Source organism: Algoriphagus ratkowskyi (genome assembly GCF_002150505.1).
In the GTDB taxonomy this organism is placed as follows: domain Bacteria; phylum Bacteroidota; class Bacteroidia; order Cytophagales; family Cyclobacteriaceae; genus Algoriphagus; species Algoriphagus ratkowskyi.
Genome location: NZ_MSSV01000016.1, coordinates 126,063 through 148,398 on the forward strand (window position 1 = coordinate 126,063; position 22,336 = coordinate 148,398).

Consider the following 22,336-nt stretch of genomic DNA (forward strand, 5'->3'; position numbering starts at 1 on the left):
TAAGGCCGGTTCTCCTGCAAAGGAAGCCGGCTTTTTTTGTGATATTTTTTTCACAACAGTGCACGCAATTGATAATGATTGTTGTCCTGCTTCTCCAGAAGCTGGACTTAATTATAGGAATAAATTTGAAGCTATTGTTTGTGCCTCCTCAAAACTCTGATACCCACAAATCACTCCTTCAAAATCTTCCAAATTACCTAGATGGGATAAAGCCAAAGGATTTCCAAAATGCACTAAAATGCAAGATTTGGATTGGGCTAGCTTCTTAATTTCATACAATGTCTTGTCGTCCATACCGAATTGATTCAATGGCTTGTGAGAGGGGAGAAAAAGGGAAATGATAACTTTTTCAGCGCTTTCAATTGGAGTTTTTGAAAGGTTTAAGCCATACTTCTGAATTAGATTTTTGGAGAAAGTTGATTCTAGCTGTCCGTAATAACTCTGATGGATAAGTTTCCCTTCATCCGCCAAACGTTGCAATTCTTCGGAGTCAATGGTTCCATAAATTACCGATACATACTCAGAAGCCAATTTAGATTGAAGTTCAGAATGACTTTCCCAGTCGAATTCAGGAGCTTCTAGATTATTCGATCCTAAGACTCCAAGCTGCTCTTTCAATTTCTGGATTTTCTCAAAAATCACATTAATTTGTTCCTCAGATGCATTCTCAGAAATTTGTTCAATTCCTTCTTTCACATGATCTGAAAAACAAAGAATATCATTTCCTGCATGAAAGGCTACCCATTCCAATTGACCTGGAGTAGAGAATAAATCTGCTACAGCTTTCATATTTAAGGCATCGGAAATAACCAATCCTTTGAAGCCCATTTCAACTTTGAGCAAGTCGGTAATAATTTCCCTTGAGATGCTAGAAGCTATTTCTTTTCCGCCAGATAACGCTGGAGCGGCCAAATGCCCCACCATAATCATCTCCACTCCTTGATCTATTCCATATTGAAAAGGCAAAAGCTCTTCAGCTAAAAGTTCTGCCTTGTTCTTTTGAATCACAGGTAAACCCAAATGAGAATCCGTCTGTGTATCTCCATGTCCGGGGAAATGCTTCAAACAAGCGCCTATTCCTGCCTTTTTCATGCCTTGATACATGGCTACTGAATTTTCGGCGACTTGCTGTGGATTTGTCCCAAATGATCTATAGCCAATCACGGGATTATTCGGATTGGTATTTACATCTGAGCAGGGAGCAAGATTCAGATGAACTCCAGCCCCTTTCATATCCAAACCCATTCTATACCCAACCTCTTCTATCAGTTCTAGAGCGTTTTCTTTGATGGCACCAAGAGTAATGGCAAAAGGGTACTGAGGGGTTTTTTCTATTCGCATCGCCAAGCCATATTCTCCATCTATGCTAATGAGCAAAGGAGTTTTTGAAATAGCCTGATAGCGATTAATCAGCCCTATCATTTTCTCCAAAGTACCACTGACATCCAGAACTTCAGCACGCTTTTCGAAGTTGGCAGCAGCGGAATGGCGGCTATGAAAGAAAGTCAATCCACCAATTTCCTGCTCTAGGATCAAAGAATCAATTAACTGATAGTTTTCCTCCGTATCATGGATAAATGCGGCAGGAGAGAAGCATTGTGCTATTTTTTGGTTTAGATTCATAGCTTATTATTTAGTAGATGTTCACCGAACTTCATTATTCATCATTCGGCGTTCAACATTCGACATTACAGATTTTTAGAGAAATTAAAGCGGTTTTTCCATTCCTATTTGAGTCAGTTATCTACTTAGATATTGAAATAATGAATGATGAATGTTGAATTTCGAATAATGAAGATTAGAAGGTTGAAGTAAAAGGAAGTTATTCCATTTTCTTTCCAAACTCCCTCGGATATTTCACACTTGCAGCGATTGCCAGCGCGGGGATCATAGCTATTCCCACCCAGATAAAGAATCCAGTGTAACCTAGATACTCTTGAATATATCCAGAAAGCATTCCTGGCAGCATCATTCCCATAGCCATAAAGCCTGTTGCCAAGGCATAATGGGAGGTTTTAAATAGTCCCTCCGCGAGATAAATCAAGAAAATCATGTAAGCCGCAAATCCAAACCCGTATCCGAATTGCTCGAGGACCACTACAGCTCCTACATAGATTATATTCTCAGGTTGGAAGTGGGATAGCGCTATATAAAGCAAGTTTGGAAGATTGAGAGAAAGTGCCATTGGGATCATCCACTTACCCAATCCGTGACGAGAAATTGCAATACCTCCTAAGATCCCACCAAGAAGCAATGCGATCACTCCAACTGTCCCATACATAAAGCCTACCTCAGAGGTACTCAGTTCCAATCCACCGGTTTGTCTTTCTTCCAATAAAAAAGGAGCTGCCATTTTCACTAATTGAGATTCACCAAGACGATAGAGTAGGACGAAAGCCAGCGAAATTCCAATGTTTTTCTTTGTGAAAAAAGAGCTGAATACTTTTCCGAAACTTGCCTCACGATCAGTTTTTACGGTTGATTCTTCCTCAACTTTTGGCGTAGAATAGAAATTGATTGCAGTTAATATAAGCATCAATCCTCCCACGATAATCATGGTGTATGACCATGCTTTGGTATTATCCCCAAGACTTGTCTCGAAATATCCAGCCACCATCACGATCAATCCTTGTCCCGTGATCATACCGATTCTATAGAACGTTCCTCGTAATCCCACGAAGAAAGACTGTTGATCTGGTTTTAAAGCGATCAGATACATGCCATCAGAGGCAATATCATTGGTGGCGGAAGCAAATGCTCCCATCCAGAAAAATGCTAAAGTCATGAAGAAAAAGCTATTTCCGGAGGTAGTAAGTCCTACACCAAGAAAAACAAGAGAGAGGATGAACTGCATACTTAGAAACCATTTTCTCTTGGTACCAAAAAGATCAATAATCGGGCTCCAAATCGGCTTGATCACCCAAGGAAGATAAAGTAAACTGGTATACAGACCGATGTCTGCATTAGAAACTCCCAGCTGTTTGTACATGATCACGGAGACTACAATGATGACGATGTAGGGAACCCCTTCCGTCATATACAGCGAAGGAATCCATATCCACGGACTTTTTTTAGGGGATTTGCTCATGATTTGCGGAGCAGATTTTCATAAATACTGATTTCTGATCCTTCTATTACTTTAGCATTAACCATTTTTTTGTAAAATTCTTCTGGCCCAACTCCGCCAATAATTGCATAGGCATAACCCATTTCTCTCATGGATTCCAATGATTTAATCAGCAATATTTTGCCTAAACCTTTTCCTCTTTCGGATTCCAGAGTTCCTGTGGGACCAAAGAAATTGCGAGCCGTACTTTCATAGCAGGCAAATCCTAATATCTCATTTCCTCGTTGCGCTAGCCAACAAGCTACTGGTTGACGGCTAAAGGCTACCTCTAGCTCAGATTTCCAATATTCTCCAAAATGCTCCCAAACCCAAGCGCTTACGATGTGCTTTTCTGGAGCAATTGCTCTGCGAAAGACAATCTTCTCGGTTTTCAATAGCCGTGCTTCTTCGAGAGAAATATCTGGCAAACCGATTAATTTGACAAGCATGTCTTTCATAGGAGAGAGTTTAAGGGATTTGGTACACTTGAGTTTGGACGATTCTACCGTAATGATCGATCCAACGGATGGCGAGATATTTTGTATTCAAACTTTCTACTTCCAACGTTCTGGCTCTCAACCCTCCCACCCAGACTGGATGAATTTCGGCTGTTGACAATAAGCTTAGATCATTAGCACCTTGAATCAATGCATAGCGAATAGCAGGGTCAAGTGGTCGATCCATCGTGATTTTAGTAGAAACTGCATTTGCCTCAACGCTAAATACAACCGGCGTATCGATAATGGATGTAGTTTTTGGTTGAAAAGCTGGAGGCAGGGTAGGCTCGTTATACAATTCACTTTTCAACAGTTGAGCGATATCCTGATTTTTGATTTTCATGGATTTCGCTGAGAAAAAGGCATTTCCCTGAATAGTAGGAAGTGTACGGGTATAGGATATTTGTGAGTTAATCTCACGAGGATTATTCCAAGCTACATCAGAGTCTTCACGGATTTTATATGGACCATTACCAATATAGACATTTGTGTTGTAGTGGTTTTTTGCCCACCAGTCGTTCAGCGTTTTGTGTGAAGCTAGTTTGTGATCCATGCTCCAGTAGAGTTGTGGAAGCATGTAATCTACCCAACCATTTTTCATCCAAAGCAATACATCAGCATAGAGGTCATCATAATTCGTCTGTCCAGCTCGAGTAGGGGATCCTTTTGGATCCATACTTTGATTTCTCCACACGCCAAAAGGCGATATACCAAACTGTACCCAAGGCTTACTTTGTTTGATTGTCTGATTCAACGCAAAAATCAACTGATTGACGTTATCTCTTCTCCAATCATCTTGGGATTGCCCCGGCTTTTTGTATTTGTCGTAAGTGGATTTATCAGGAAAATCCTGCTTTGCTATCTTATAAGGATAGAAATAGTCGTCAAAGTGAATTGCGTCAATGTCGTAATTGTCCACGATCTCCTTGATCACAGCTAATAGATGCGCTTTGACTTCTGGCAGCCCGGGGTTGAAATAATATTGGGTTCCGTATTTCAGCATCCAATTGCGATGCACGTTATAGGCATGATCTGGACTTAGTCCTTCTGTGCTCAGGGTCATCGTGGCTCGATACGGATTTAGCCAAGCATGAAACTCTAAACCACGTGCATGAGATTCTTTGATCATCCAAGTGAGTGGGTTTTCTTCGGTTTTCGGTGCTTGGCCTTGTTTACCAGTTAGATACTTAGACCATGGTGCCAAATTGCTTGGATAAAATGCGTCACCTGATGTTCTGACTTGGACGATTACTGCGTTGAAGTTCAGGTTTTTGTAGTAGTCTAAAAGCTCTAAGAAATCCCTCTTTTGTTTTTCGTAAGGCTCAGTTGAAGAAATGGGCCAATCAATATTTGCTACTGTGGCTATCCAAACTCCACGAAACTCTCTGGGCATTTCTGGCATTTGGAAGGTTAAAGGCTGCAGCGCAACCGGAGTCATTGGTAAACTTTTGATTGGTAAGTTTGAGCCAGGGTTAGGAATTCCAGGAGTAGTTTTGATAGTGCCGGAAGGCCTGCCTCCAGAACCTGTATTTTTCTGAGATTTACAGGCGGAAAATAGTAGGCCAAAGGCCAAAATAATAAAGAGATGCCTAGAAAAGGATTTCATAAATGGGTAATCAGAGCGTTGGTAATGGTTTCAAATTTAAGTCGGAAAGGTTTTTTCGGAGCTTTTTCATAAACGAATCTCCTGGGTCAGTCTTGACGGTGCGATAGTCTGGATTGGCTTCTTTCCATAAGTCAGTGGATTGGAAATTTTGGTATTCATGATGACCGATCACGTAATCAATAGCATATTTTCTTTCCAGATATCTGATCAGTTCTTCATTTGCTTTTAGCTGATTTTTGGTCAAAGGCATATCATCACTACCTATATTTTCTATGCCTATTGCCAGATAATTCAATCCAATTGTATGTCTGGCGAAGGTGGTGTCCGGCAACAGTCTAAAAATCGTGCCGTCTCGATCAATCAGGAACTGGCTAGAAACATTAAGATTGCTTGCACCTGTCAAATCAGCTCTTCCTTCCAAAGTTGGAGGATTGAACACATCAAAAGTGAGTTCAATATTATCAATTGCAGTCCAGTGAACAACCACAATTTTGGGATCAATTGATGCAGTTTTCTGAACCAAACCATGTCGTTCTTTTAAGTAATCAAGCGAAAGGTCTTCTCTCTCTTGGTTCCAAGTGATGGGCTTGTCAATAATTCTAAAGGTGGATTTGGAACTACATGAACTTTGTAATACTGAGAGGATAAAGAATGCGAGTAGTGTGAGAATAGTATTTAAGGACTTGAACTTCATTGTGTTTGAGCTAATTGGATCTTAACATGCAGAGAGAGCTGCATTGTTTTTCACAGCTAAACTACCCAGAATATAGGAAGATAGAGAAGGAACTCTCGCTATTTTTTGCCAGTAATTCCAATTCACGATTAATTTTGCAAGTTTTTGCTGTTTTTGTTAGATTCCCCAATCTGAATTATTTATTCCATGCTGAAAGAAGAAAGACAGAAGTACATTTTGGATCAAGTACACCTGCATCATAGAGTCTTACTTAATGATCTATCAGACTCATTAAATGTGTCTATAGATACCGTAAGGCGGGATGTGAAAGAGCTGGATCATGAGAAAAAGCTCAAGAAAGTCCATGGAGGTGCGACCTCTTTTGGCTTTATGACTTTCACCAAGGACGATGGAAACATCTACCTTAAATCAAAGAAAATATCTATTGCTGAGAAGACAATTTCCTTGCTTTCAGATGGTCAAGTGATCCTAATGAGTGGGGGCACGACTAATATGGAGGTGGCGAAGTTGATCCCGAAAAAGTTGGAACTGACAGTGTTTACCCCAAGTCTTCATGTGGCTATGGCCTTGCTGGATCATGAAAATGTAGAGGTGATTTTCTTGGGAGGCAAGCTTTTGCACGACGCCAAATTCGCAGTGGGAGGAACTGTGGTAAATGCCCTTTCTCAACTTCGAGTAGATATGTGCATTCTCGGAACCGGCTATCTGGATGCTAAGTTTGGCCTGACGGAATTTGATTGGGAAGTGATTCAAGTCAAGCAGGCTATGATCAGAGCTGCAAAGAAGACGGTAATTTTGACTGTGTCGGATAAGCTTCACTCCGTGCAAAAGTACAAGACCTGTGATATGACGGCCGTACACACCTTGGTGACTGAGCTTGATCCATCCGATCCGTTATTGGATACGTTTAGGCCGTTTGAATTGGTGTTGGTTTGAAAGAACAAAAGATTTAATGCGGTATTTCAAAACCTCGAAGTGGTGAAATTATTCTAGAGATAGATAAAGGTAAAATGCATTTTAAAACCCTGAAAGAATGATTTTTTTCTTGAAATGGACTAATATGAATATTGCGACTTCCTTACAATCCTTCGTGATCTTCGGGGCTGAAAAGCACAAAAAAACCTCTCAGAAATGAGAGGTTTTTTTGTGCTTATATTAATTATCCTTTTTCTTAGGAACGTCATCATCATGCGCGCCATCCTTACAGCATTCATCCAATTTTGCATAAGCTTTTGGATCACGCTTGAGAGAATCAGCATGGTAGCCGACCATAGTGACGCGCTTTCTGAGCTTTTCTGGATCTGTTTTTGAATCCAGATAAGCGATGTTCAAGACCTTAGTTTCAAGGTCTAGGTTAACAGATTTAACTCCTTTTTCGAAGGTGAGATCTTTTTCTAAGGTCTCTTTACACATCTCGCAAATCGCTGATGTTTTGATCCCTATAGTTTTTACTTGAGCTTGTGCTGCAAATGCAAAAGCGGCAATAAAGAAAGTTAAGATTAGCTTTTTCATAAGTTTGTATTTATTCGTTTAAAGTTCATACCTGCTTTAAGACAGGGTAAATATTTGTCTGACTGTGTAGTGCTTGTTTTTCAGACAAGCACTTTAATTTATTTTATACCTGATACCAGTGTAGATAACTCTGCCAGCTATAGGTCCCCAAGTCATGGAAGCATCGAAATTTGAGCCAAAGGGATTTTCAGGGTCTATGATAGGATTTGCTTGTTTGAAATTTAGAATATTTTCTCCACCTAAATAGATGCTTCCCCATCGAAACCCGCGACTTACTTGGGCATTCATCATGAAGAAATCAGGTGACTCATTAGGTTGTTGAAATTCCACTGGACTTTCTTCTGTATTAGGAATTCTCATCGGTCCATTCCAGTTCAAGGTCATATCAGCTTTCCACTTATCATATAGCGTTGCATAAGAAAGGTTTAGGAAGAAGCGATCCTGACTTTGTAGGGGAATCTGCTGAAGAATTCCATTGGTAGTCATCATCATCTCATAATGCTTGTATGCAGCTTTGGCTTCAAGCCTTTCTGCGATAGGATAGCTCGCTTCTATCTGGAAACTATTTGCAAAGGAACCACTATGAAGGTTGTTGATCACAAGCAATTCTGAACTTACATCACGATCATAGACCAATTGATTTATGAAATCTGTGTAGAAATAGTCAGCAACAAGTGTTAATGGGCGATCATCAACTAGAAAGCTTCCCGCCACGCTGACCCCTGTATTCCAAGACTCCTCTGGCCTAAGTTCCGCGTTGAAGACCAACTGTCGTGCTGAGATCCAAACTGAGCTATTTTCCATCAGCGCATTTGGTGTTCTATAGCCTTTGCCTACAGAACCTCTCAAAGTCCAATTTGGAGTAAATTCCCATCTAGCGTGAACTCTAGGCGTGAAATATGTTCCGAAGAGATTATGAAAATCCGTTCTAGCTCCAGCTACTACTGTGATTCTATCATTTGGGATATAATTGTACTCGAAGAATAGGCCAGGAACCTTTTCGGTTCTATACATCGCTGTATCCAGTCCTGCTGGTGTATTGGAATCGAAAGATTCATCAAAGTCATCGTACAGAAAGCTTGCGCCAGTTTTGTATTGATGAAAGCTGGAACCGAGCACATTTTGGTAGATGAAGTTTGCGTAAGCAGTTTTTTCTGTTCCCTGGTAGATTCGTCTTCCTGCTCCTCCATTGAAATCCTGATAGGATAATGAGTACTGAAAGCCCCAGCTTTGAGTGGGTTTTTCTGGATAAATCATACCCAGTTTGCCAAATATCTCTGCTTTTCGAGTGTCCATTTCGTATCCATACATGCTGCTGCTAGCTAGATCACTGTTGAAGCCAAATCCCTTTTGACCACCCGCATTGTCGGACATAAACAGGTTGACACCGATCTGGGCCATAAATCGATCCCCCTCATATTTGTATCGATTAAGTAAATTCAGCTGTCGAGCTTTTGGCACATCCATAAAACCGTCGTCATTGCCGTCGATTTCTGAACTTAGATTACTAGCGTGAAATAGTACGCCAGAGCTCCATTTTTCACTAATGGGAATCTGATGATTTGCATTAACTTCCATCCTTCCAAAAGAATTTAGGTAGCCATTGAGGTACCAAGTGTCCATGGATTCTGGTTTGAATAAGTCTACGTTGATCTGCCCTGTCATGGATTCGTAGCCATTGATCACAGATCCCGCACCTTTACCTACATCGATTGATTGGATCCACGTTCCTGGCACGAACATCATTCCTTGTCGGGAATTTAGGCCTCGGATATTAGGTATTCCTTCTCTGCTGATCAGCACATAGCGTCCATCTAGGCCCATCATTTGGATCATTTTGGTGCCAGTGACAGCATCTGCATAGGATACGTCCACAGAAGCGTTAGTTTCAAAACTCTCAGAGAGATTGCAACAGGCGGCTTTTTGAAGTTCGTTCTCACTGATCAGGATATTGAGAAAAGGAGCCTCATCTACTACAGACTCAGATCTCGCTCGAATAGTAACTCCTTCGAGTGCTTCACCACTTTCCTGAAGGATGATAAGCATGTCTTGCCCAAAAACTGGAGCCAAAGTATCTGCCTCATACCCGAGATAACTGATGACTAAACGGTCATTTTTCGCCACATTTTCTACCTCAAACTGTCCATCGATACTAGTGATGGCACCTTGTCGTTTAGCTAGAACTTTGATGCTAGCCCCAATTAAGGGCTCATTAGATGCAGATTGCACTTTACCTTTTACGTTGCTTTGGGCAAATAAAAGAGCTGGCGCTAATACGCATGCTATAAATAGTGTTGTACGTAACATTAAGAATTGCTTGAGAGTGAATAAAATTCATTTCGCCAAAGACGAAGAAAAATCAAGCAATTTTTAAATCAGAAAAGATTGGTGAAGAATAGTCAAATCTGAAACTGACCTATCTAAGAGGAGATATGCAATATTGGAGAGCTGAAGTTCTTCAACAACTAAGCCTGGAATAGTCAGCACATATACCAAAACGAAGTCTGCTGAAAGCTGAATTTGGAAATCAGCTTTCCCAAAATAATCATCTGAATCTGCCGAAGAAAATTCATCAGAGCAGCAGCCTGGATAGGTAGCCAAACTCAAATCGGCACCACAGCAATCTGTTTTCTCGGGAGCCATAGTTACCTCAGTGCTTTTCAACTCATCACCACAATAATGCGCTGCCAAAGTCAGATTGATCTGACCCGTCAGGAAAAATAGAAGCATTACCGAAGAGATGATTGTTTTCATGCCGATAGCAAAGGTCAGCAATTTGGTTGAATAAGAAAAACCAACCTTTTCTGCTACAAGAGAGAAGGTTGGTTTTGTATGTGATTCAATCTAAAATTATTCCGAAGACCCAGCAGGTGAGAATTTCACTACTTGGTTAGAAACTGGCGCTAGGGTTTTAAGGTAGGAGTAAATCGCTTTTAGATCTGATTCCTCCATTCCTGCATACATTACCCAAGGCATGACGGAGTTGAACTCTCCTGGCAGAACCTTAGGCAAGTGGTAGCCAGAATCGAGATATTGTTTGAACTTGCCTACAAACATATCCTCAGTCCAACTGCCTATGCCAGTATCGTTGTCTTGAGTGATATTCGCTGTGCGAACGACCGAACCATCAGGGAATAAAAATCTTCTTCCACCTTCAAATTCCTTTCCAGGCAACAAGCCTCCTTGTGCATCCACGGGCGTATGACATTCCATACATGCAGCGGCGTTAATTAAGTATTTTCCATAAGCGATTTGGTCTGTTTTGGCAGGTTTTTTTTCTGGAGATGCATCTTTTGGAATAGTCTTTAGAATAAAACTTACTGGGAAATCGGCTTTGGAATCAGGAACATCATTGTCGATCGGTTCAAGTGTACGGATGTACGAAATAATGTCATAGATATCCTCGGGATCCATCTTTCCATAGTAAGAATAAGGCATTAAAGGGAACATCGGCCTGTTTTCGTTTGTCACACCAGTGGTAATAAGACGAAACAATTCACCATCTGTATAATCAGAAATCCCCACTGGTGTTATATTTCTTGCATAAAAAACTCCTGGAAGTCCCATGCTCTGGTCGAATCTATCTCCACCAGATCCCAGTGTTCCTGGTGTAATCGGCCCTGAAAATTGTGAGAAATCGCGGACCGAATGGCAATCCACGCAGACAGTGACATGATTTGCTAGGTAAGCTCCTCTAGCTACTCGATCTGAACTAGTATCAATCGTTAACTCTGGAGCTGGGCTTACTTTTGGGAAGGTGAAACTGATATAGACAACGCCACAAACAATCAGCAAAACAAATGCTCCAATCACATATGCTAGAACTTTAAAAAACTTTTTCATATTAAAAATGGATTTGGTATAATAAAATTTACATTTTAAATTAACTCGTTGATTATTAATGGCCTACTTATTTTTCAGAAAAGCAGATAGATTAAAAAATATCTTGATATACTACTATTATCTTGTTAAGTAGTTCTGTTTTAAAATATTATTAATTGATGAATACCTATTGATTCATTGTGTATTTTGAGATCAATTTCAACCACCAATCTCAAATACATGAAAACATTATACTTTGTAGGACTATTTTTTATAGGGTTTGTAGCCCATGCACAGGAGGAAAAAGTACTCCAGAACCTTGATGATAAAGCAGGCTTCTACGGAGCAATTGCAAAAGAAATCTGGTCTAATCCGGAATTGGGTTATCTCGAAAATAAAAGCAGTGACTTATTGCAAAAAACATTGTCGGATGCTGGATTTACCATTAAAGCCGGTGTGGCAGGCATTTCTACAGCTTTTGTAGCAGAATATGGCTCAGGCAAACCTGTAATCGGAATCATGGCCGAATATGATGCACTTCCGGGTGTGTCTCAAAAAGCGATACCAGTTAGGGATCCGGTTGTCGAAGGTGGTTCAGGTCATGCATGTGGTCATCATCTGTTTGGTACGGCATCCGTGGCTGCAGGTATTTCCATCATGGAATGGATGAAAGCAAATAATATCAAAGGTACACTTCGTGTTTATGGCACTCCTGCCGAAGAAGGTGGAGGAGGTAAAGTCTATATGGCTAAGGCTGGAATAATGAATGACGTGGACGCCATGATGCATTGGCATCCTTCATCGTCCAATAATGCAGGAGCAAACTCATCCTTGGCTAATATTTCTACCAAATTTAGATTCTACGGAGAAGCATCGCATGCAGCTGCTGCTCCGGATCGTGGAAGATCTGCTCTTGATGGTGTAGAATCAATGAATTATATGGTAAACATGATGCGGGAACATGTTCCTCAAGAGACTAGGATGCACTATGTGATTACAAAAGGCGGTGAAGCTCCAAACGTGGTACCAGCATTTGCAGAGTCCTATCATTATGTAAGGCATCCTGATGCGCTGAAAGTGAAAGAGATTTTCGCAAAAATGATAGATGCTGCAGAGGGTGCAGCTCAGGGTACTCAGACTAGAATGGAATATGAAATCATTAATGGTGTATATAATTTGTTGCCAAATGAGACGCTAGCGACTATTATGCAAAAAAATCTGGAGCGAGTTGGAGGTGTCACATATACAGCTGAAGAGCGCAAGTTTGCTGAGGCTATTATTAAAACATATCCTGCCGGAGTTCAAGTATCTCCAGAAGATGCTTCCAAAATTGAGCCTTTCGAGGTGAATGAAAAAGGTTCAGGTGGATCTACGGATGTAGGTGATGTGAGTTGGTTGGTTCCTACAGTAGGCTTAGGAACAGCAACCTGGGTTCCGGGTACTTCCGCACACACTTGGCAAGCAGTAGCTGCCGGAGGAACAAGCATAGGAGAGAAAGGGATGATGATAGCAGCTAAAACTTTGACTCTTACGGCTATGGATATATTTAAAGACCCTTCAGTTACCAAGAAAGCACTAGAGGAGTTGAATAGGAGAAGAGGTAGTGATTTCAAATATGAGGCTCTTACAGGAGATAGAGAGCCACCGCTGGATTACCGTAAAAATTAAGCTTTAATTTCAAGGACAGTCTGCTGGCTGTCCTTGTTGCGAAATACGATATAAGAGATTGAGTTTTATGTTAAAATTACCTTCGTCAATGCTTTTACCACTCCTTCTAATGCCATGAAGCAACAGTTGCGGATATTTTAGAAGGCTGGTTTTACAACTATTAAAGTGCAAGACTTACATTCGGATCCTAGTTCGGATATTCACGAAATGGAAGGGGTGCGCATATGGCATGATCCAAAAACTTCACTTTTGAATGAGTACAATCAACTTAATGCCTGTAAAAATGTCTTTGTGACTGAATCTGCAAGTATGACGAGTACAAGCTCCCAAAACCCGATACTTACCTTTATGGCCTTGACTGCCCGTGCTGCAACTTATGTAGTTGAGAAACTGAATGGGCTGATTTTGGGGGTGAAAAGTGAGGGGAAGGAGATTATAGAATTAGAGAATAGAGAATAGAGAATGAGAGAATAGAGAATGAGAGAGGAGAGATAAATGAAAATTAAAAATACACTAATGGATAAGCTTAAATTGATTGTTTTAACACTGCTAAGTTTTGGGATGGCAGCTATTAGTTGTTCCCCGAAAGAAGGAGAACCCTTGATGGAAGCTCCACTTGGAGTGCAGGCTTACACTTTCCGAAATCACTGGGCAAATGGTGTAGAGCCCACATTAGATATTATCCAGAAACTTGGGTTCACTGAGTTGGAAGGGAGCGCGCCAAAAGGAATGAAAGCAGAGGAGTTTGTTGCCCTTTGTGAAGCGAGAGGAATCAGCATCCCATCGACAGGAACGAGTTTTGAGCAATTGGAGTCTGATCCGCAAGCGGTGGCTGATCAAGTGCAAGAGCTCGGCGCCAAATACGTGATGGTAGCTTGGTTACCTCATAATGGAGATTTCACCAAGGAAAATGCAGATCGAGCGATCAAGGCATTCAACGAAGGAGGAAAAGTGTTGGCAGAAAAAGGAATTACGTTTATGTATCATGTGCATGGATACGAATTTCAGCCTTATGAAAATGGCACCTTGTTCGATTATATCGTGGAGAATACTGACCCGAAGTATGTTTCCTTCCAAATGGATGTGATGTGGACACATTTCGGTGGAGGCGATCCAGTAGCATTGCTACAGAAATACGGTAATAGATGGGTTTCTCTACATCTGAAAGACCTGCGTAAAGGAGCTCCAAAGAATCTATCAGGAGGAACTGGAGCGGAAAACGACGTGATTTTGGGGACTGGAGAATTGGATATTCCAGGGATTCTTCGAGAGTCCAATAAGCTTGGGATTAAGCACATGTTTATTGAAGATGAAAGTGATGAAGAGTTGGTGAATCTGCCAAAAAGCATCGCATATCTGAAAAGCTTAACTTATTAATAATTTTAAATGACCATGCTCACTCACTCAGTATTCTTCAAGTTGAAATTTCCACAAGGATCTTCGGAGGAGCGCGAGTTTCTCCAAGCTGCAGCGAAGTTGGCATCAATTGCGGGTGTTCAGAACTTCAAGTCATTGCGTCAACTTAGTTCAAAAAATAATTTCGATTATGGGCTGACAATGGATTTTCAGAGTCAAGAGGCTTATGAAAGCTACAATAAGCACCCTGATCATATGACTTTTGTAGCAAACTTTTAGGGCAAGTATGTGGCAGATTTTATGGAGATAGATTATGAGCAAATGGATGGGGAATAGTTTTAAAGACATGTTGCATCAATGTGTTTCTGGATAAAAAATTTCTTCGAAATACTAAGTGATTTTAAGAAAATAAAGGGGTTGAATCTATTTTTGATAAGATTCAACCCCTTTATTAATTAGCTGTAATTCAGCTTAGACTAGAGTGCAATATCTCTGAACCTATTTACTGAACAACAGGGAAAAACTGTTTTGTGCGGGAGTGCCTGATGCGGTTGAACGAGTTTGCAAGCTGGCGGAATGGGAATTCATGTCTTTTCCAGATAAACAACCCTCGAAGTAGTTCAGCGCTATCATCTATTTACTGGGAGGTGGATCCATTCCATCAAAATTGAGCTTAAGCTTTTGGCACCGAATGCATACCGAAAGCAGTGACGTGGATGTATTGAAAGAAATACAAGATATTGAAGAACACAATTCCCCTTTGATACAAAATACAGTTATTAGATAACTAGTAAAATTAAGTACATTAGAATCAGCCCATTAATTTAAATCAACCAACTGCTGCTATGCCAATCTTTATGGACAGACATGATGTTTCTGATTCTGTGACAGCAGAACATGTGGCACAATTGCACAAGGAAGATCTGAAAATTCAGGATGCTTTTGGCTGTAGGGGCTTAACTTATTGGTTTGATGATAAAAGAAAAACTGCTTTTTGCCTGGTTGAAGCACCAAATGAACAGGCAATAAGAGATATGCATGATCAGGCTCATGGACAGATACCGCACAGTATTATCGAAGTTGATGCTGTAGTAGTAGAATCATTTTTAGGAAGAATTGAAGACCCGAAAAAAAACCAAGACAGTACATTAAATATTATAGACGATCCTGCTTTCAGAACGATCATGGTCATAGCGAAAGAATCAGCGCGCTCAGAATCTAGTAACGTTCATCAATCAACCGATTTATTAACAGCGTATTTTGAAGCTATTCATTATGTACTTAAAACTAATGATGGAAGAGTGGTGAGAGAAACCAAAGATCTTTTTATCGTATCATTTGAATCAGTCTCAAAAGCAGTTAAGGCCTCCTTGGAGATAAAATCAAAATCTCATGAGTTGCGATTTGATACTATACCTTTAAAAATCGGGCTGAGTGCAGGCGTTCCGGTCACAGAAAAGAAATCTATTTTTGAAGACACAATAAATCTGGCAGAACGGATTTGTGCTATTATACCTGGAGAAATTATAGTCTCGGCAGAAGTTGCGGATCTTTCGGGCAGCGATAATTTGAATACATTTATCAAAGCTGAAAATATTGTGATTTTGAAGCCTGATGAAGAACATTTTATAACCCAGCTGATGGATTTTATAGATTCAACTTGGGGAGATTCCAATTTGAAAGTTGATGACTTCAGTAAGCCGGCGGGGTTGAGTAAATCTCAACTCTACCGTAAATTAAAAACACTCACGGGTAAATCCCCCAATACTTTCTTAAAGGACTACCGTTTAAAAAAAGCATTAGCATTGCTCAATAAAAATACGGGCAATGTATCAGAAATTGCATTTGAAACTGGCTTTACCAGTCCCTCTTATTTTTCAAAATGCTTTCAAAAAAAATATGGCCATTCCCCTTCGGAATATTTACCTGCCAATGCCTAATCGGCTTCTTTTTAACCGATTAACATTCAGTTGAATCAAAATTACATGCATTTGAATTAAATGTGACAGACAAAGCCTGCTTTAGCTTATACATTTGAGTTTATAAAAAACCTTTAAATAAACTACTATGAGCATGACTAAAAGTCTTTTTGAAAACCTGGGAGGTACCGTGGGCATCACTGCAATTGTTGACGATGTGGTAGAGGCTCACATGAATAACCCGGCCATCAGTGCCCGGTTTTTACCTTATAAAGATGAGCCAAAACGGCTGGCATCGATCAAGAAACATACGGTGGATTTTTTCAGTGCTGGAAGTGGCGGACCTGTTACTTATATAGGAAGAGATATGTCCACCACACACAAGGGCATGAATATCAACCCAGAAGAATACCAGCATACGATTGATGATATCATGAAAGTTTTAAGTAAACACAACATTGATGAACAATCACAGGTAAATGTGATGGCCATTCTGAGTTCATTAAAAGACTCGATTGTAGGCAAATAATGTTCAACAACCTTTAAAATCATGATTATTAAAACTTTAATAAAAGATCTTGATCCTACTGTAATTGAAAAATTTGCAAGCCAGTTTAGGGGTACCATTATACTGCCTGCTCACAAAGAATACAATGGGATCCGTAAAGTATTCAATGCAATGATTGATAAGCATCCGGGGATGATTGTGAGATGTGTGGATGTTGCGGATGTCATGCACGCTGTAAATTTTGGAAGATCTTTTTTAGTGCTTCATTCTACTCGTCACTTGAGTTGCCAATAATTTTTTGGTCGTGCTGGCCGGCTCAAAATAGACATGGAAAGCCCTCAGTACCAAATTCTACTTTATGCAAGTCTGACACAGGAAGGAATCAGCGGATCTACTCCAGATGACCCAGTATCACTGCATTAGTAGTAAGTTCTGGCATAATCTTTACCAGCCTGATTTCCCTGATGCTCACATTACCTGCATGTGTCCTGATAGCCACTTGATTTCACTCAAATATTCTTTGCAATCTAGGTTCTATTGTAAACTTTTCTCAACCTCTTATATTTCATTACCATATAAAATTTTGATTTTACCCACTTTTTAGCAGTTGAATAATTGAAGTTAACCCATCAATGCTGAAGATTAAATCGGGGGATGTTCGCATTTCTCATAACGCAGGTTGGGGAATGAGCCTCAAAATCGGGGTATATATCCCCTTCAATTTTTTTAAAAACCCTTATATCAGCTCAGAAATGACATGGATTAATAATTGAACTGTTCTTTTGGAAATGCTATTAAAACCAGTCAAGGAATATTTCCTTACACTGGTAATTTAAAGACGAATCAATAGTTCAATACAACAGTTAATCCATACACAAATAAGACGTTAAAGTCATTCGATGAAATGTCTTAGAAAGCAGTTGAATTTAAATTAGCGAAAGCACAACTGGCTTTTACTCAAGGCTAAGAAACGAGCTACCAGCAATGGACTGAGTTGCTACATCAAGTAGCTACAACCATTCGAGTAGGTGAACCGATTGATTCGTTTAAACAGAGAGCTATAGGTCTCTGATAAAACAAAAACTACTAAAATTTTCTAGAAACTTTAGGTGGTATTTTGACGCCTATCAAAAATCCAGACTAAAATATTATGAATAAAATACTACTTAACTTAAAGGTTTTAGTGCATGCTGTCTTCTTAACCACGGCATGCGAAACCAAGCAACCGGTAGATTAAATTCTAGAAAATGATACCCAGCGTTCCGAAATCATTGAATCATTTATCCATCACCACCCCTATAGAATGGAGATGATGAATGCCATGATGGAAAATGATAGTTGCAGGAATATCGTGGGTCAAAGGATGATGCGGAATCCCGAAATGATGGGAATGATGATGAAAAACCCTTCATGAATTGAGGGGACGATGTTCAAATGGTCAACATGGAGGCTGGTGATAGCATTGTGTTTAATGATATAATGCAAATGATCAGATAACAGCCGCAAATGTGGGAAAAGGTTATTAATATAAAAACAGCTACAATTAAATACAACTAACATCATGCATGATAATACCTGGAATTGGGGAATGGGATGGGGAATGTGGCTTGTGCCACTGTTTGTCATAATATTACTTCTCTATTTTGTGAAATTTAGAAGAAGGAAATGAAATATCTATGTATGTCTATGATTTACAGATTTGATGTGAATAACATTTAAAACTAATAATCATATAAATCTAAATTTAGGTAAGGTTATTTTTTTCCATCATAAGAACAGTTTTATAGGAGTTATGTGATAAATGTTACAGTAGGTTGATTGCAAAATAATTAGTATGATATTAACAAACTAAATAACAGTAAGTATGAAATCTTATCACGAAAAGACACTCAAAAATATCAACTTCGATGAGGCTATATAAAAAAGTTGCTGATGCATTGAAAGAAGAAGGGATTGGTATCCTTACTTAAATTAATATTAAGGAAATTATCTGGAAAAAACTGGGTGAAGATTTTCGTCCATACAGAACTTCATGTACCTGCATCCCACCCTTTACCTATAAAGCACTTCTGGCCGAAGACAAAATTGGAGCTATATTGCCTAGTAATGTATTCGTACAACAATAGGAGGATGGTGTGGAAGTGGCGGCAGTGAATCCGGTGACCTCCATGCTGCCGGTAGAAAATAAAGCATTGGAAGAAATAGCCATTGAGGTAAGGGATAAATTGCGATCGGTCATTCATATTCTTTGAACGGAAACCTTAAAGTGTCAGGTCAAAAGTCTTACTACTTAATATATTTTACCCTTAAATACACATAAACTAACATCAAATTATGAGAAATAAAAAACAACATATTGCAAGGATTTTCATCATTTTACTGCTTCCGTTTTTCACATTAGCCTGTGGCAATAATAAGAAACATAAAGAGCAAGAACATGGTGATATGATGGAGAATGAACACCAGATGGATGGTGATCAAGAAATGATGAAGGATTCTACTTCTATGAAAATTGATAAGAATGGATAAAAAATCATGAAGTAAGGATATTTTAGATCAAGTCTATATTTAATAAATCATTAAACACTAAAATAATAATTATGAAAACTATAACCGCAATACTAACCGCTTTTGTATTAACATTTTCAATCGTGGGGGTGCAAGCCCAAAACGTCGAGAAGATGATGAAAAAGGAGGCAAAGCAGCAGGAAGTTTTTGATGCCATCCTAAACGACAGTGAACTGAGGAATAAGTTCATAAACAATCTTTCGGACAACCCTGAAGCTATGAAAGTCTTGCATCAGCAAATGATGCAGAACCAAGAACATAGAAAAATGATGATGAAAGACATGATGGGTAACAAGGAGGATAATCAGATGATGATGCAACAAATGATGGCCAATAAAGAAAAAAAGGAGATGATGATGCAGAAAATGATGGAAGATAAAGAGGCCAAAAAACAAATGATGCAGCAAATGATGGGAGATAAGGAAGCCAAAAAGCATATGATGGATAAGTTGATGGAAGATGAATCCATGAAGAAAATGATGGAGGAGAATATGATGGAAAAACATCACGAACAGATGATGGATAAAATGATGGAAAACCCTGAAATGATGAAAAAAATGATGCAAAAGATGCACGATAAAGACATGATGGATGAAAAGTCGATGAAGAAAGGCAAAGAAATGATGGACAAAAAGAAAAAAGATATGGGGAACTAGTAGCACAGGATAAACCTAGAATATAAGATTTTACCGGAAGCCTCCTATCACGAGTGAGACTTTCGACTTTTCTTACGCACAGATTTTTTAAATTATGATATAAAGTGGATTATCAGTATTGTTCTAGTTGGACTGCTAATATCACTTTCAGCAAGTGTGGCTTTTTTAAAACAAAAAGTCAATAGTCTTCGGGAAACAGTGCTCGTGTCGGGAAGCAATGAGACACTCAAAATGCGCTTTTCTTAAAGATATAGATATGGCTGCGTTTAAAGAGAAAAAAGCTGAACTCGAAAATTAAGTGTATACTAAGATGAAATGATGAAGAATCCAATGTCCACAACTATTGAAATTCTCACCTGATGGAGAAACTAAGCCTTGGCATTTTTGTGGCGCCTATTATTGCTTTAACCTTGATAATTACGCTTTATTTCTATTTTCTCAAAAGAGAAAAAGACAAGCACAAGTATAAGCAATTCGTTTTGACCACAGCTAGTTTAGCATTTATACTGAACCTAATATGGGAAGAGGCACATGGTCTGTTATATGAAGGATTCCAATATGATTTAGGACATATTGCTTTTTGTGCGCTGGCTTCAGTGGCAGATATGTTCATGGTTTTGATTCTGCTCTTTGCGTTTGGTCTTATATACAAACATGTGCTTTGGATTGTGCCTGTAAGATTCGGGAGAAGCTTAGTACTGATATTGGTTGGTGGAGTAGGGGCTATTTTGGCAGAGATGTGGCATACATCAAGAGGCGATTGGTCATATGCAGATACAATGCCGTTGATTCCTATTGTTGAAGTAGGTCTTTCCCCAGTTTTGCAGTTTGCTATTATACCACTGATCGTTTTTGTGCTGAGTAAAAAAATCCTAAAATTATAGTTTTTACTTTTTAAATGGTTATATCACATGGAAGATCATGACCTATGCATTGATGAACTTGAAAGCTATATGGTGACAGATCACTTTTTTCTTTATCAGCCTATCCTTCCTATTGCGGAAAAAGAGCCTGACCGGGCCCAAAATGAGTCTTCTCGGGAGATGGAGTGAGGATTGATACCACACTGAATTGTATAGAAGTGCACTTCATACTTGATTTTTGAATTTCTCCTCAATGCCTGACGCCCACAATTAAGACTGAAAAACTTAGGTCTTATCTTTATTAAGATTTTTTCTAAATAATCTTTTTAGAATTAATCTAAATAAATACCTTTGCCTCAGATTTTAATCAAAACGCCACTTTGTAATGTATCAGTACTTCAAAAAATCTTACCTATTTATAGGATTAGCTTTGTTAGGAAGCACAGCCTGTATAGATGAATCAGATAATCCAAAACTCAGAGCTAGTGTAGAATACAATAGCCTAGACTCCAATAGTTCTTATGCTTCTCAGTTCCTTGATGCGAATGGAATTTCCACAGTATCTTTAGAGGAAGGAAATACCTCTCTGATGATGTTTCAGTCCTTGAACAAGTACGTGACGTCCAACGTCAGTGCAAACACCCAACTGGATAAGACCATACTTTCAAATCTATTTACTAATACTCAGTCTCCTTTTTCAACGCTGGAATTAACAGGTGATTTATTCACTGCTGCTGATTTGAACAGCTCTGATATCAGCTTAAGCGAGAGAGTTGCAACTTCCAAATCCGCACAGGAAGTTGAAAGCACTAAAGCAAACTTCGAATTACTTTTTGCAGAGATTGAAGGCATAAGCTTATCTCTCAATGAGGAAGCGGCAGTAAACAAGGCCGGGAAACTAGGAAGCTACCTTGTAAATGAGGATGGAGTTGAAGTGGCTCAGGTCATTCAGAAATCTTTGATTGGAGCATTTCAGCTTGATTACATTGGCAACGTGCTTTTATCAGCTGGGCTAAATGCTGATAATTCTACACTAGTAGCTGGAACAAACTACACGCAACTTGAGCATAACTGGGATACAGCCTACGGAACGCTTACTACTAATCCAATCTACCTGGAAGGTTTCACAGACAGTGAGAAGGGAAGTGTGTCAGAGTTTGGTGCTGGATCTTACATCTGGGAGTACAATAAAGCGAGCTATGCTAAAATTTACCCTGCATTTCTAAGAGGAAGAGCTGCGATTGCTAACAATGACCGTGTTGAATTAGAAACTCAAGCTTTATTTATCCGTCAGGAGTTTGAAAAAGCGTTGGCCAATGCTGCCCTAGGTTATTTAGGTAAGTGGAGAACTAGCGCAACTGAAGATAAGAGAGCGCATGCTATTGGTGAAGCCATTGGATTCATTTACTCCTTACGATTTGCTACTGCTTATCAAGCTGATGCAAATTTCTCAGACTCAATTTTACTCGCACTTATTGGAAGTGAGAATGGATTTTGGGACTTAGATGCTTCTAAAATCAACAGCGCTGAAGCTGCCATTAAGGCGAAGTTTAACCTCTGA

The 22,336-nt window shown here is 39.4% G+C and carries 22 protein-coding genes and 1 pseudogene; 14 read left to right on the top strand and 9 right to left on the bottom strand.

Going from position 1 to position 22,336, the window contains the following annotated elements; translation table 11 throughout:
* Positions 1-111: 111 nt before the first annotated feature.
* The 5 genes from BVH02_RS16085 to BVH02_RS16105 form a co-directional block, all read right to left on the bottom strand.
* On the bottom strand, positions 112-1,623 hold the full coding sequence (locus BVH02_RS16085; RefSeq protein WP_086502488.1) for a glycoside hydrolase family 3 protein: 1,512 nt from the start codon (positions 1,621-1,623) through the stop codon (positions 112-114).
* Between the two features lie 199 nt (positions 1,624-1,822).
* Positions 1,823-3,088, bottom strand: a complete 1,266-nt coding sequence (locus BVH02_RS16090) for an MFS transporter (RefSeq protein ID WP_086502489.1) — start codon at positions 3,086-3,088, stop codon at positions 1,823-1,825.
* Positions 3,085-3,564, bottom strand: coding sequence for a GNAT family N-acetyltransferase (locus BVH02_RS16095; RefSeq protein ID WP_086502490.1), 480 nt, complete (start codon positions 3,562-3,564; stop codon positions 3,085-3,087). The genes BVH02_RS16090 and BVH02_RS16095 overlap by 4 nt, the downstream gene beginning before the upstream one ends.
* Before the next feature lie 10 nt (positions 3,565-3,574).
* Positions 3,575-5,209, bottom strand: coding sequence for a glycoside hydrolase family 10 protein (locus BVH02_RS16100; RefSeq protein WP_223271880.1), 1,635 nt, complete (start codon positions 5,207-5,209; stop codon positions 3,575-3,577).
* A gap of 10 nt (positions 5,210-5,219) precedes the next feature.
* Entirely contained in the window at positions 5,220-5,903 is a 684-nt protein-coding gene (locus BVH02_RS16105; protein ID WP_086502491.1) for a peptidoglycan recognition protein family protein, read from the bottom strand.
* 186 nt (positions 5,904-6,089) lie between these two features.
* Here BVH02_RS16105 and BVH02_RS16110 point away from each other — a divergent pair, with 186 nt between their 5' ends.
* The gene (locus BVH02_RS16110) at positions 6,090-6,839 is read left to right on the top strand and encodes a DeoR/GlpR family DNA-binding transcription regulator (protein ID WP_086502492.1); all 750 of its coding nucleotides are present in this window, start codon (positions 6,090-6,092) and stop codon (positions 6,837-6,839) included.
* A gap of 219 nt (positions 6,840-7,058) precedes the next feature.
* On the opposite strand, the gene BVH02_RS16115 is transcribed toward BVH02_RS16110, so the two are convergent.
* From BVH02_RS16115 to BVH02_RS16130, 4 genes are all read right to left on the bottom strand, one after another.
* Positions 7,059-7,415: a heavy-metal-associated domain-containing protein gene (locus tag BVH02_RS16115; protein WP_086502493.1), complete on the bottom strand. Its 357-nt coding sequence runs from the start codon at positions 7,413-7,415 to the stop codon at positions 7,059-7,061.
* A gap of 93 nt (positions 7,416-7,508) precedes the next feature.
* Positions 7,509-9,722, bottom strand: a complete 2,214-nt coding sequence (locus BVH02_RS16120) for a TonB-dependent receptor plug domain-containing protein (protein ID WP_086502494.1) — start codon at positions 9,720-9,722, stop codon at positions 7,509-7,511.
* 63 nt (positions 9,723-9,785) lie between these two features.
* The gene (locus BVH02_RS16125; RefSeq protein WP_086502495.1) at positions 9,786-10,169 is read right to left on the bottom strand and encodes an HYC_CC_PP family protein; all 384 of its coding nucleotides are present in this window, start codon (positions 10,167-10,169) and stop codon (positions 9,786-9,788) included.
* A gap of 96 nt (positions 10,170-10,265) precedes the next feature.
* Positions 10,266-11,258, bottom strand: a complete 993-nt coding sequence (locus tag BVH02_RS16130) for a c-type cytochrome (protein ID WP_086502496.1) — start codon at positions 11,256-11,258, stop codon at positions 10,266-10,268.
* Positions 11,259-11,477: 219 nt separating this feature from the next.
* Here BVH02_RS16130 and BVH02_RS16135 point away from each other — a divergent pair, with 219 nt between their 5' ends.
* The 13 genes and pseudogenes from BVH02_RS16135 to BVH02_RS16190 all read left to right on the top strand — a co-directional run bounded on the left by BVH02_RS16135 (position 11,478) and on the right by BVH02_RS16190 (position 22,336).
* The gene (locus BVH02_RS16135) at positions 11,478-12,905 is read left to right on the top strand and encodes an amidohydrolase (RefSeq protein ID WP_086502497.1); all 1,428 of its coding nucleotides are present in this window, start codon (positions 11,478-11,480) and stop codon (positions 12,903-12,905) included.
* Positions 12,906-13,046: 141 nt separating this feature from the next.
* Positions 13,047-13,364 (top strand): annotated as a pseudogene (locus tag BVH02_RS16140) (hypothetical protein); the annotation flags it as partial.
* Between the two features lie 57 nt (positions 13,365-13,421).
* The gene (locus BVH02_RS16145; protein WP_086502499.1) at positions 13,422-14,282 is read left to right on the top strand and encodes a sugar phosphate isomerase/epimerase family protein; all 861 of its coding nucleotides are present in this window, start codon (positions 13,422-13,424) and stop codon (positions 14,280-14,282) included.
* A 15-nt stretch (positions 14,283-14,297) separates the two neighbouring features.
* A complete protein-coding gene (locus tag BVH02_RS16150; RefSeq protein WP_086502534.1) occupies positions 14,298-14,540 on the top strand; it encodes a Dabb family protein in 243 nt (80 codons plus the stop codon).
* 566 nt (positions 14,541-15,106) lie between these two features.
* Positions 15,107-16,201 (top strand): nickel-binding protein, encoded by a 1,095-nt coding sequence (locus BVH02_RS16155; protein WP_086502500.1) that lies wholly within the window; start codon positions 15,107-15,109, stop codon positions 16,199-16,201.
* 133 nt (positions 16,202-16,334) lie between these two features.
* Complete coding sequence (locus BVH02_RS16160; protein ID WP_086502535.1) at positions 16,335-16,709, top strand: group I truncated hemoglobin; 375 nt, start codon at positions 16,335-16,337, stop codon at positions 16,707-16,709.
* 21 nt (positions 16,710-16,730) lie between these two features.
* Positions 16,731-16,982, top strand: a complete 252-nt coding sequence (locus BVH02_RS16165) for a hypothetical protein (protein WP_086502501.1) — start codon at positions 16,731-16,733, stop codon at positions 16,980-16,982.
* 1,706 nt (positions 16,983-18,688) lie between these two features.
* Complete coding sequence (locus tag BVH02_RS21815) at positions 18,689-18,814, top strand: DUF302 domain-containing protein (protein WP_240507447.1); 126 nt, start codon at positions 18,689-18,691, stop codon at positions 18,812-18,814.
* A 208-nt stretch (positions 18,815-19,022) separates the two neighbouring features.
* Entirely contained in the window at positions 19,023-19,217 is a 195-nt protein-coding gene (locus BVH02_RS16175; RefSeq protein ID WP_086502502.1) for a hypothetical protein, read from the top strand.
* 71 nt (positions 19,218-19,288) lie between these two features.
* Complete coding sequence (locus tag BVH02_RS16180) at positions 19,289-19,912, top strand: hypothetical protein (RefSeq protein WP_086502503.1); 624 nt, start codon at positions 19,289-19,291, stop codon at positions 19,910-19,912.
* Positions 19,913-20,271: 359 nt separating this feature from the next.
* Positions 20,272-20,796, top strand: coding sequence for a hypothetical protein (locus BVH02_RS16185; protein ID WP_086502504.1), 525 nt, complete (start codon positions 20,272-20,274; stop codon positions 20,794-20,796).
* Between the two features lie 27 nt (positions 20,797-20,823).
* A complete protein-coding gene (locus BVH02_RS21450) occupies positions 20,824-20,964 on the top strand; it encodes a hypothetical protein (RefSeq protein ID WP_158093902.1) in 141 nt (46 codons plus the stop codon).
* A gap of 196 nt (positions 20,965-21,160) precedes the next feature.
* On the top strand, positions 21,161-22,336 hold the full coding sequence (locus BVH02_RS16190; RefSeq protein WP_086502505.1) for a DUF4856 domain-containing protein: 1,176 nt from the start codon (positions 21,161-21,163) through the stop codon (positions 22,334-22,336).